The organism is Pseudoalteromonas mucoides, from assembly GCF_049257175.1.
Classification (GTDB): Bacteria; Pseudomonadota; Gammaproteobacteria; order Enterobacterales; family Alteromonadaceae; genus Pseudoalteromonas.
This window is the reverse complement of the sequence record NZ_JBMMUC010000002.1, coordinates 209,599-222,800: the sequence shown is the minus strand read 5'-3', so window position 1 is coordinate 222,800 and position 13,202 is coordinate 209,599. Positions and strand designations below refer to the sequence as shown.

The 13,202-nt window shown below is 40.5% G+C and carries 1 protein-coding gene (running past one end of the window); it reads left to right on the top strand.

The window, feature by feature from the left end:
• Window positions 1–13,202, top strand: the 3' end of a protein-coding gene (locus AAEU30_RS02605) for a non-ribosomal peptide synthetase (RefSeq protein ID WP_421959187.1). Its footprint begins 14,317 nt before the window's first position; the window shows 13,202 of its 27,519 coding nt (coding positions 14,318–27,519); its start codon lies beyond the left edge, outside the window; it ends in the stop codon at window positions 13,200–13,202.

Here is a 13,202-nt window from a genome sequence, read left to right as displayed (position 1 = left end):
ATGGTAACGGAAAATTTGAATACTTAGGGCGAAACGATGATCAGGTTAAAATCCGTGGTTTCAGAGTTGAGCTCAATGAGATTGATTTAGCAATGCAAGCTTGTGAGTTTGTCTCTCAAGCTCGATGTTTTACATTCACCGATAGTCAGAACCAGCAGCAGCTAGCTGCTGTCGTAGTTGGTCAAAGCGAAGTTGTTCTAAGTGAGTGGCAGAACAGTTTAACTCAAGCACTTTCTAAGGTGCTTCCAGACTATATGGTACCTGATCTATTTGCTTTTTTTCAGGCCTTACCTCTTACTAAAAATGGCAAGTTAGATAAAGAAAAAGTATTGTCTAAGCTTCAGAATATCGTAGTTGAAAATAATGAAATAATTAGCGCAACCACAGCAACTGAAGCATTTTTAGTTGGAGTGTGGGCTAAGTTATTAAAAATTATTGAGAGCAAAATTAGCATCGATTGTAACTTCTTTAAACTCGGTGGGCATTCGCTACTCGCTACTCGAATGTTAATAGAAATAGAGAAAGCATATGACTTACAGTTACCGCTAAAAGTTATTTTTAGTCATAGTACTATTTTAGAGCTTGCAAAGTTAATCGATGGATCACAAAGTCAAACGAAAGGGCTTAAATTAACTGCAACGGTGACCGAGGGTCAATGGAGTGTGTTAAGTTTTGCTCAAGAACGACTGTGGTTTATGCAACAGCTCAATCCTGAATCATCTAGTTACCACATGCCAGCAGGCTATGTTTTAGATGGAGAACTCAACGTTGATGCACTACGTAAAGCTTTTGAAAGTGTCATAACCACACAAGCGAGTTTACGTAGTCAGTTCAAAGTATTTGAAATAGACACTGAGCAACGGGTTTTACAGCGTAGCTTGCCTTTAGCTGAAACTCCATTTCAATTAAACGAGGTAAACGTTAGTCAAGAGCAAATCCAGTCACATTTTAATACGTTTAATGCTCGTCCGTTTAATCTACAAGCGGGTGAAGTAATTCGCGTTGAATTATGCTGTATTGCACCTAAAAAACATATTTTGATGATATGCATGCACCATATCGTTACTGATGGTGGTTCATATGGTATTTTCGAACAATCGCTATTTGATAAATACAATGACTTTCTAACCGATGGGGAAATAGAAAGTGAATTATTAGAGGCCCAGTACTGTGATTTTGCTAAATGGCAGCGTGACCCCAAAAATGTTATTGCAGTAAATGATAGTGAGCGTTACTGGCAATCTCAGCTAGATGGTATACCTACGGTACATAGTATTCCATTGGATAGTCCTCGTGATAGCCAGCAACCTTTTAAAGGCGGCTTTCATCAACAGTTATTACCAGCAAATTTAAGTGCGCAGGTAGATGAGTTATCTGCCTCTATGCAAGCTTCTTCATTTATGCTTTTACATAGTGTTTTCGCGGCCTTGTTGGCTCGCTGGAGTAATGAAGATGATATTGTAGTCGGTACACCGGTTTCTAATCGTAATGATGCTATGTTACAAAACGTCATAGGATTATTTCTCAATTCAGTAGTCTTGCGCCTTGATTTAAGTTCTTCACCAAGCTTGAGGGATCTCTTACAACAGGCTAAAGACAGTCATTTAGCAGCTCATGAGTTTGCCAACCTGCCATTTGAACGTTTGGTAGAACTGCTAAATCCCGAGAGGAACTTACAACATGCTCCGCTATTTCAAGTATTAATTAACTATGATGGTCACGAGCAGCCTGAACTAGATATACCTGGACTCAATGTGGCAGGTTTAGAGTTAGGTGATTTTGATAATAAATATGATCTTACATTATATTTGTCGCGCCGTGCTGAAGGTTACGCACTGACTTGGGCTTATGATGCCAGGTTATTTAGACCTGCAACAATTGCCATGATTGCTAATGAGTTTGAATACTTACTAACAGTTGCATGTAAAGAGCCTGATACTGCTATTTTATCTCATTGTTGGAGTGATATCGCCAAATTACCAACCCCATTAGCTGGAATATCAAATTCGGCTACTATTGAGTCACAGTGGCAACAGGTAGTATTGCGTTGTGCAAATGTTGATGCATTAGTTGATGGCGATCAAACGATTAGTTATCTAGCATTAGATGAACAGGCTACTCAGCTTGCAAATTATTTGAGCGCAAAGGGAGTAATGCAAGGAGATAGAATTGCTGTATGCATGTCTAGATCTTTACCGCGAGTGGTGGCAATTATCGCAGTGATCAAGTTAGGTGCTGTGTATGTTCCTATTTCTACTGAACTACCTCAGCAGAGGTGTGAGTTCATGGTCGATGAAGTAAGCTGCAAACTAGTCCTAAGTAATGCAAATAGCCAAGTTGTCAATTGGCATATAAATGCTGAAGTGCTTGATATTGACTTTCAGCAAGTCGTTGATGAAATAGTTAGTCAGCCTAAGACGCCTATTTTTGATGTATTAATAAAACCAGATGATGGTGCGCATATTATCTTTACTTCTGGCTCGACAGGCAATCCAAAAGGAGTGCTCGGAACCCATGCTGCTACTTTAAATCGGGTAAACTGGATGGCGAAAGAGTATCCACTTAAAAGTGAAGAGCAGACATGCCATATTACCTCTATGGCATTTATTCGAGCAGTTTGGGAGTTATTTACACCTCTACTACAAGGTGTCACCATGCACTTGGTTGACCGTGAGTTGGTAAAACAAGTCCCTGAGTTGCTAAAAGTATTAGATCATAAAAAAGTTAACCGAGTAGTAACAGCTCCTTCTTTACTCAATATTGCAATCGAATATATGTCTCAAACTGGGTTTAAATTACCGCATCTTAAATACTGGTTTGTCAGTGGGGAGCCATTATCAACCAACCTTGCTAGGCAAGCATTGAAAGTGCTCAGCGGGGTAGAGTTGGTTAACCTCTATGGTTCAACAGAGGTAATGTCAGATGTAACACATTATCGGATTACGCAACAGACACTAACAAATACGTTATATGTTCCTATTGGGCATGCAATTACGAATACCCAAGTCGTTCTACTGGATAAAAACCTTAATCCAGTCCCGCCAGGTGCTGTTGGGGAAATAGTCATTGCAGGGCATAGCCTTGCAGCTGGTTATTTTAACCAAAAAACACAAACTGCAGCCGCTTTTATTGAGTCTGCAATAGGTCGAATTTATGCTACGGGTGATTTAGGTCGACTAGATGAGGCTGGTCGACTCCATTGCCTGGGGCGTAAGGACTATCAAATTAAAATTCGTGGTTATCGAATCGAAATAGGTGAAATAGAAGCACAGATAAGTTGTCATCCTAAAGTTCAAAATGCCATTGTTGTATTTGAACCACAGAAACAGCGCTTGATGAGCTATATTTTAACTCAAGTTGAAAGTTGCGAACAGGCTACACTATTAGAAGAACTTCGTGACTCTTTGGGGCAGAAGCTTCCTGAGTATATGTTACCAGAAGCATATATGTGCGTGGAGCAATTTAACTATCGACCCAATGGCAAAGTTGACCGTAGTCGTTTGCCTATGTTTGAGTTCGAACAACGCAATGACTTTACCGCAGCTAAGTCTCATACTGAAAAACGCTTGCAACAGATTTGGCAACAATTATTACAAACAGATGTAATCAGTATCAGTGATAACTTCTTTCATCTTGGGGGACACTCATTACTTGCAACTAGATTGGTGACTGCAATTATTGCTGAGTTTAATGTTGAGTTACCAGTTAAGTCAGTATTTACTGCTAATACAATTGTAAAACAAGCTAGGCTAATCGACAGCTCTGTACAACTTGAGCAAAGCGCGCAACCGAAAAGACAAGAGCGACCTATTGAGGGTGCACCATTGTCATTTGCGCAGCAGCGTATGTGGTTTATTAATCAGCTAGAAGGAAACAGCGGTAACTATAATATTCCTATGATGTATGTGATTAATTCAGATGTTGATGTGCAGTTGATAGAACTAGCGTTTAAAGCTTTACTGGCAAGACATGAAGTATTACGTACTCGATTTGTGAACTACCAAGGAGAAGGTCGCCAAATAGCCTCTAATGCTGATAACTTTACGATAGGTTTCAAAGATCTTAGTTTATTGCCTGAACCTCAGAAACAACAGCAATTACAATTAGCTATTACTCAGGCTGCGACTCTATCGATAGATTTAAGTTGTGATCCAATGGTACATGTTACTGTTATTAAAGAGCAGACATGTCAGTTTAAGCTACTGCTAACAGTGCATCATATTGTGGCAGATGGCTGGTCGATGGGGCTGATTACAAATGAATTTATTCAACAGTATGATGCTTTGAAAAATGGCCAAAAGCTTTCATTGTCAGAGTTACCTATTCAGTATGCTGATTTTGCTATGTGGCAACGTGAATGGTTACAGGGGGAACAGCTTGAACGTCAAGTTGGTTTCTGGCACCAAGCCCTGGCAGGCATTCCTGCAGTTCATGAATTACCTACTGACCGGCCTAGACCTGCTAAACAAACGTACAGAGGGGCATGGTACGATTCGCAATTGAGTAAAGCTCAGTTAACTGCATTACAACAACTAGGTAATCAAACGAATACCACTTTATATATGGTATTGCAGTCAGCGTTTAGCTTGTTACTACATAAATTAAGCCATCAGGATGATATTGTACTAGGCACACCAGTTGCTAACCGACGTAGAGAAGAGCTAATAGGTTTGGTAGGTTTCTTCGTCAACACGTTAGTCATGCGAACCAAATTTAATAGCTCAGATACATTTAATGATATTCTGTCGCAAAGTAAAGACTATATGTTGGAGGCTCAAACAAACCAAGATGTGCCATTTGAAGCGCTAGTAGAAAGTCTCGCACCTGAACGGAGTTTAGCTTATAGCCCCCTGTTTCAAATTATGTTGGTATTACATAATAACCAATCGGTTGATATAGAAAGTAGTACATTGAACATCGATGTGGAGCGAAGTAAAGCGGCGTTAGCAAAATTTGATATCACTCTAAGCATGATTGAAAATGACGAGGGGCTTGGACTATCTTGGGAATACAATACCGACTTATTTGATGAGAGCCGTATAGCGCGTTTTGATGAAGCCTTACACCTAATCGTTTCGCAAATTGTACAGTCGCCTGAGAAAGCAATTACTACATTCCAGGTGGTTTCTAGCGCCACCCCTCATATTGGTAGCGATGTAGTACCATTGGGTTTAAACGATCAGGTAATTCCCATGTTCCTTAATACTGCAGCACGGCTTAGTGACGCCCCTGCTTTAAGCGATAAAAATATCAGCTTAAATTACAGCCAAATTGAGGCGCGAATAACGCAGTTGAGTTCTGCTTTACATAGTATGGGGGTTAGCCCACAGGATGAAGTGGTAGTTATGCTGCCAAGGGGAGTTGACGCTATCCTTACTATTTTCTCGTTATGGCACCTTGGGGCTGTATATATGCCTATAGATAGTCAGTGGCCAAGTGCACGAGTAAATACTATTTGCCATGATAATCAGGTCAAATTTGCAATCGTTAGTGAAAAATTGAACGAAACAGGACGACCTAAAGTTGGCAAACTGCTTTTTATTGAACAACTAACCGAGCTGACAATAACCAAGCTAGTAAAGCCTTGGCAAAATCAACTAAATGATCCTGCCTATGTGATTCATACATCTGGTTCAACAGGCAAACCGAAGGGCGTAGCAGTTGCACACCGGACTCTCTCCAACTTGTTGAAATTTCAACGTCGTGAAAACAATGCGTTGGCATCGAAAGCTAAAACATTACAGTTTGCGTCTTTGAATTTTGATGTGTCATTGCAAGAAATATGTACTGCACTTACAACAGGCAGTGAGCTATATGTCATAGATCAAACAGCTCGAACAGATATGGCTGCATTGATCGACATTATAAAACAGCAAGAAATTGTACGTCTGTTTGTACCATTTGCAGTACTGTCTGTATTTTGTGGAGAAGTGGTCGCGAGTAATGAAACATTGCGCCACCTAAAGCAAATTATCACTGCAGGGGAGCAGCTCCAAAGTACCAAAGAAATTAGAGCATTCTTTGCACATCACTCTAAATGCCTATTAATCAATCACTATGGACCTTCGGAAACTCATGTGGTTACAGAGTATGTTTTGTCCCATGCAAGTCAGTTGTGGCCGCAGCTACCACCGATTGGTAAATTAGTGTCAGGAAACCAAGCGTTAATCTTAGATAAATATCAAAACCCAGTATTACCCGGGTGCGTTGGTGAGCTTTATATTGCAGGAACTCACGTTGCTTTAGGTTATTTAAATAATGCAGAATTGACTGCGGAGCGCTTTATTCGTGGTGGTGGCATTTTAGCTAACCATTTATGGTATCGAACAGGCGACTTAGTTCAGTTGGATAAAGATGAACAGTTGCAATACGTAACGCGTGCGGACAGTCAAATTAAGTTACGTGGTTTTAGGATCGAGCTTGGTGAAATTGAAACGATTCTAAATCAACATCCTAAAGTAAGTGACGCAGTAGTTAATATTCACCAGGGTAGTCAATTAATAGCTTACTATGTTGCTCCTCAAGATTGTAATGAGAGCTTGCAGCAATACCTATCAACAAGATTGCCTGATTATATGTGTCCGAGCGTATTCTACCGTCTTGATTATTTACCTTTGACAGACAATGGTAAGGTTGATAAGCAGCAACTACCTCAGTTAAATACTGAAATGGATCATGTATTTATTGCCCCAGATACAAATACAGAGCGGGTAGTCGCGGAAATATGGCAGCAGCTATTATCCTTAGCATCCGTTGGTAAACAAGATAACTTTTTTAAGCTTGGTGGACACTCTTTACTTGCAATGCGCCTTGTAACCCAATTAAAGCAAAAGTTCTCTATTAATATCGGTGTAAAGCAAGTGTTTGAAACGCCTACATTAGCGGCGCTTGCCAAAGCTATTGAAGCCGCAACAAAAAGTAAGCAAGCTCAGATACAAGTGGTCGATAAAGAGGATAATAGGTATCCTCTTTCATTCGCCCAAAGTCGATTATGGTTTATCGATCAGATGGAACAAGGAAGCCGTAATTATAATGTACCAGCGAATTATAGAATACGTGGAAAGCTAAATGTTAGTGCATTACAGCAAGCATTTTTGGAGCTAAGTAAGCGCCATCAAATTTTGCGTACTGTTTATGAGAATAAATCTCAAGGCCCTATGCAAGTCGTATGTGCTGAACAAGCTGCACTGGTTTTTAGAGATTTTACCCATCATACCGACCGAGAAGATGAACTTATTCAAACATTAAATAAGTTGGCTTCTACACAGTTTAGATTAGATACGGATTTGCCCGTAAAAGCTTCGCTCTTTAAGCTTGGCGAAACAGAATATGTTTTAGCTATAGTTATCCACCATATTGCCGTAGATGGCTGGTCATTTGCAGTGCTTGAGCGAGAGTTATTTAAGCTCTACCAACAAATTTGTGAAGCCAGACCATTACTTTTGCCTGAGCTTGCTATTCAGTATAAAGATTATGCTGTTTGGCAGCATCAAAACGAACAACAAAAGGAATCGCAATTAGCTGAGGAATATTGGAAAGCTGCATTGAAAGATGCACCTAAGTTGCACAGTTTACCTTTGGATAGGCCACGGCCTAACGTTCAATCCTTTAAAGGAGAGCGAGTTATAACTGAACTAGGTGGAGAGCTGAGTGACGCACTTAATATGGTCGCAGCTCAAAATGGGTGCTCTATATTTATGGTCTTGGAATCATTGTTTGCAGTACTTATAGCACGATATAGCGGTACTGAAGATATTATGATTGGTACTCCAGTAGCTGGTCGGGAGCGTGAAGAGGTAGAGCCTTTAGTGGGCTTCTTTGTTAACACCTTAGTATTGCGCAATCGTTTATCTCTAAATGAGGGGTTTTCCTACAATTTAGAGCAACAAAGTAACATGATACTTGATGCTTTTGATAATCAAATGATGCCTTTTGAGCGTTTAGTCGAAGTATTAAGGCCTGAGCGTAGCTTGAATCACTCACCCTTGTTCCAAATATTATTTGCACTACAAAACAATGAGTTTGATGAGCTGAATACCAAAGACTTAATAATTGAACCTATGGGCTATGAGCGCGATACAAGTAAATTTGATATTAAGCTATCTACCCTTGAAAAGCCTGGTGGAGGTATTGTTTTAGCATGGGAATATAATAGTGAGCTGTTTGACAATCAAACGATTACTCGTATCGCTCGCAGTTATGAAATTCTTACTGCGGCTGTATTGGCTGAGCCAGATACGCCATTAAGTAGACTTAACATTGTGGCAAAACCCGATAAAATTGAGTTAAATCAGTGGAATGATACAGGTACGCGCTTTGAACACTCTTGTATTTTGCCGGGTTGGTTTGCGCAACAAGCGAAACAAACACCTGAGGCTATTGCAATCGCCCAAGGTGGGTCAAGTATTAGCTATAAGGATTTAGATCTGCAAATTAACCAGTGGGCCCAGTTACTGATTGATAAAGGAGTCAAACCGGGAACGGTCGTTGCTATTAGCCTAGACAAGTCTATTGAGCTGATTACTTGTATGTTTGCAGTCTTAAGAGCCGGGGGCGCTTATTTACCAATCGACCCTGAAAACCCACAATCTCGTATAGACTATTTAATTCAGGACTCTGGAGCGCATTGCATCATCACTTCAGAGCGAGATAGTGAAAAGTTTGCACCTTATTCTTGTTGTTTTACTGATAGTAAGTCTATACAGCAATTGCTGCAGTCGACAGTGGGTGAGCCTGGGGTCGAAATTACTAGCCTAATGCCTGCTTATGTGATTTACACCTCAGGATCAACAGGACAACCAAAAGGTGTGATGGTAAGCCATGGTAATATTGCAAACTATTTAGCTCAAGCGCTAGGCAGTTACTTTACCGCGGATTTACAGGGTTCAGTTTTAATGAGCTCAGTGAGCTTTGATGGGACTATACCAAACATTTATTTACCGTTACTAAGTGGTAAAACAGTTTACCTTGCTAACAATGACAATTTATATTTGAGTGCCGCGCAAATACTTAAAGAGAGCCCAGTACCGCTTTACCTAAAAGTGACTCCAACTCAAATCGAAGTATTAATGTCGCAGCTTAACTCTCCAATTGAACAAAAACATACACTGATGATGGGGGGAGAAGAGTTTACTTCCCAAACTTATGATCAAATTAAGCTGCTGTTACCTAATGCAAAAATATACAATCACTATGGACCAACAGAAACTACAATCGGTTGTTGTTTCAATGATGTCACCACACAACCTGAGGGCTCTGCGATCCCTTTAGGGGAGCCAATAAGTAATTCGAGGTTTTACGTGTTAGATGAGCATTTAGAGCTTGCGCCTATTGGTGCTGTTGGTGAGTTATATGTTGCAGGTGAAGGTGTTAGTTTAGGTTATCTAGGAGCCGCAAGTGAGCAAACTCATTTGAGTTTCTTGCCGGAGTATGGCAACCCAGGTCAGCATATGTACCGTACAGGTGATTTAGTGCGTTGGTTAAATAATGGCAAGATAATGTACTATGGCCGAAATGATAGCCAAATTAAGTTGAATGGTTATCGTATTGAGACGGCAGAAATAGAGGTCTGTATACAGCAGCTTGATGAGGTAACCCAATGTTGCGTAATGCCTAAACAAGATTCAAAAGGGCAGACACTCCTTGTTGCTTATTATTGTACTGGTTCTGAGTTAAGTGAAGCTCAATTACAGGCACATGTAACAGCATGTTTACCAGAATATATGCTCCCCAAGGCGTGGATGCCATTGCAGCAGCTACCCCTCAATATGAGCGGAAAAGTTGATCGCAAAGCCTTACCTGCACCGAGCTGGCAATCAAAGCAGGTATTTCGAGCGCCAAAGACATTGATGCAAAGTAAATTGGCTAACATTTGGCAAATTTTGTTAACTCAGGACAAGGTGGGCTTGGATGATAACTTTTTTGCGCTGGGTGGCCACTCGCTGTTAGCGATACAACTTGTATCGAGGATCCGTGAGGAACTTGAACTTGAGGTACCAGTTAGAAGCATTTTTGAAGCCTCAACATTAGAGCAATTCAGTACAATTGTAGAGAATTTGTCTGAAAAGTCAGAAATGACTGATATTAAAAAATTGGCACATCATAACCCTTCACCAGTGTCGTATGCACAACAACGGTTATTGTTTATTGCTAAATCAAACCCAGATTCAAGCTTATACAATATGCCGTACCCATATGAATTAACTGGAGAACTTGATGTTAAAGTGCTTCAGGAAACACTAAATCTACTAGTACAGCGTCAGCAGAGTCTAAGAACGCAATTTATTTTGAATGATTCTTTGCAGCAGTATTGCAAAGAGGAGTACTTAGTTGTCATCGAGCAAGTCGATCTCACTGGTAAAGATAAAAATACTAGAGAGCAATGGTTGGCCGCTACTTCAAAAGCCACATTTGATTTAAATAGAGATATGCCATTTAGAGTACATTTAGCCAAACTAGGTAATGCACATCACTTAGTTAACTTTGTATTTCATCATGTGATTTGCGATGGCTGGTCTATTGCTCGATTCTGGCAAGAGTTAAGTGAAATATATCGCGCTATAAGCAATAAAGTTATACCCCAGTTACCAGCTTTGGTTGTGCAGTATCGTGATTACGCAGTTTGGCAGCGTGAGTTGCTGAGCGGAGATACCTTAGAACAGCACAGCCAATACTGGCGAAACCAGCTGCATGGTAGTCCCGCACTGCACAGTATCCCATTGGATTACCCAAGGCCGAAAAAGCAGTCTCACCGAGGTCACTTCATCGGCAGTGAGGTGGATGCTAAAACGCTTCAAGCGTTAAAGGATCTATCTCAGCAACAAGGAATGACTCTCTTTATGACATTACAAACAGCATTTTCTGCGATGCTTAGTATTTGGAGTAATGAAGACGATATTGTTATGGCGACGGTTGTTGCAAACCGAACCCATAGAGACATTGAGGATTTAATTGGCTTTTTTGTTAATACTTTAGTGTTGCGTAACCAGTTCTCAAGTAACCCTAGTTTTATAGAAGCACTTAAAGCCAGCAAAAAAATGCACTTAGATGCTCAATCGCATCAAGATATGCCATTTGAGTTGTTGGTTGAACAACTTAAGCCAGAGAGAAGTACAGCTTACCATCCACTGTTTCAGGTTCTTTTTGTTTTACAGAATAACCAAGAAGTAACTTATAACTTGGGTGATATGACCGTAACCGACGTACAACGATCTATTAATTCAGATGTTAAATTTGATCTCTCTTTGACTGCACATGAGTCGGAGTCTGGGCTTTATTTCACTTGGGGGTATTGCCGTGATTTATTTAAACAGCAAAGTATTGAAATTGCAGCTAATGCGTTTAATAAATTACTATCAGCGATGCTAGTAGATCCTAAACTGGGTATTCTTGATCATGATTTGAGTGAACAAGTATTTATGCAACGAGCTGTTGGTAATGACATTGGAAACCAAACTATAGTTTCGGCTATTCAAGCTTTTGCAGCGCAAGAAAGTAGCGATACAGCAGTAATCTGTGGTGGGGAGTCTTTGAGTTATGCTGAGCTCGATTCAAGATCGCAACAACTAGCTCAACAACTTATGGAGTTAAAAGTTAGTCAAGGAGATACAGTCGCGGTGTTATTTGATCGTTCAGTGGAGTTACTTGTAGCTCAGCTAGCAATTATGCAAGTCGGTGGCACTTATGTACCACTGGATCCTACCGCACCACAAGAAAGGCTGGAATATATCGTGTCGGATGCAAAATGCCGCTTGGTGCTAAAAGCTGAGTCTCTGGATTTCTTTTTACCTAGTAATTGCTACTCCTTATCGCAATTGCCAAGCCCAACCCAGTATAAAGAGGTAGTTAACTACAGCCGCAGTGATGGTTTGGCTTATATTGTCTATACATCGGGTACTACTGGTAGACCGAAAGGCGTCGAAGTGAGTCATAAAGCAATTTACTCTATGCTATCACAATTGTCGTTTGGGTCGTTTGATAGTAATACGAGAATGTTACAGGTCTTGTCCTTGGCATTTGATGCGGCGGTATTCGAAGTCTGGGGTCCATTAGTACATGGTGGCACTATAGTCTTTTATCCAGAGCGTCATATTGCTATTGATAAACTTCATGATGTTATTGTTAATAATCATATAAATACCATGCTAATCACACCCGCTTTATTTGAACCTTGGTGTGAGCAGTTGAGTGGAAGTTGTGGAATTGAGCAGTTGTTCATTGGGGGCGATAAATTTCCAAGTAAGGCAGTGGCTCGTTTATATGAGCTTGACCCTGATGTTAATATCTACAACCTCTATGGCCCGACAGAAAACAGTGTGGTATCTAGTTACTATAACGTCCCTAGAAATTTCTCACCAGAGCAGGAAATTGCAATTGGTCAGCCAGTTGCAGGCACTCAATGCAGCATCCGAAATACTAGCGGTAAAATATTGCCTTCAGGGTTTATAGGCGAGCTTTGTTGGCATGGAGATAACCTTGCTAATGGTTATCGCAATGACTTGGAAGCCACAGATAAAGCGTTTATAGAAGATCACATCCAACAAACCCGTTACTATCGAAGTGGTGATATTGCACGAATAGGCATGGATAACCAAATTTACTTCAAAGGACGCAAAGATCACCAAGTGAAATTGCGTGGATTTAGGGTTGAACTACAAGAAATCGAGCGGCAGTTTGAGCAATCCCCTGAGGTGCGTCAAGCCGCTGTATTGGTCAATAAAATAGATCAAGAACAGCCGAGACTATCTGTATACCTTTGCTTGGAAACCGATGGAGATGAAGCAGCCTTAATATACTTATGGCAGCAGATCCGAAGTGAACTACCTAGTTATATGGTACCAAGTCATTACGCTTTATTAGATGAGATGCCTGTGAACTTTAATGGCAAACGTGATGATAAAACACTACTTACTGTAGCTCTGCAAGAGTGTGCTCAACAACAATACATAGCGCCGGGATCAGAAACTGAAAAGCAATTAGCAGGTATTTGGGGTCAGTTATTTAAACTGGAACGTATCAGTGTTACTAGTAACTTCTTTGATTTAGGGGGGCATTCTCTTATGGCAATGCAGCTTATAGCAAATATTAATGACACTTTTGATTTGGTACTTAATGTGGCAGACCTATTTGAGTTAGGTGATATTTCGAATTTGGCTAAAAGAGTCGATGAGCAGTTAGGCGATCAAGAAAGTGGATGGTTATAA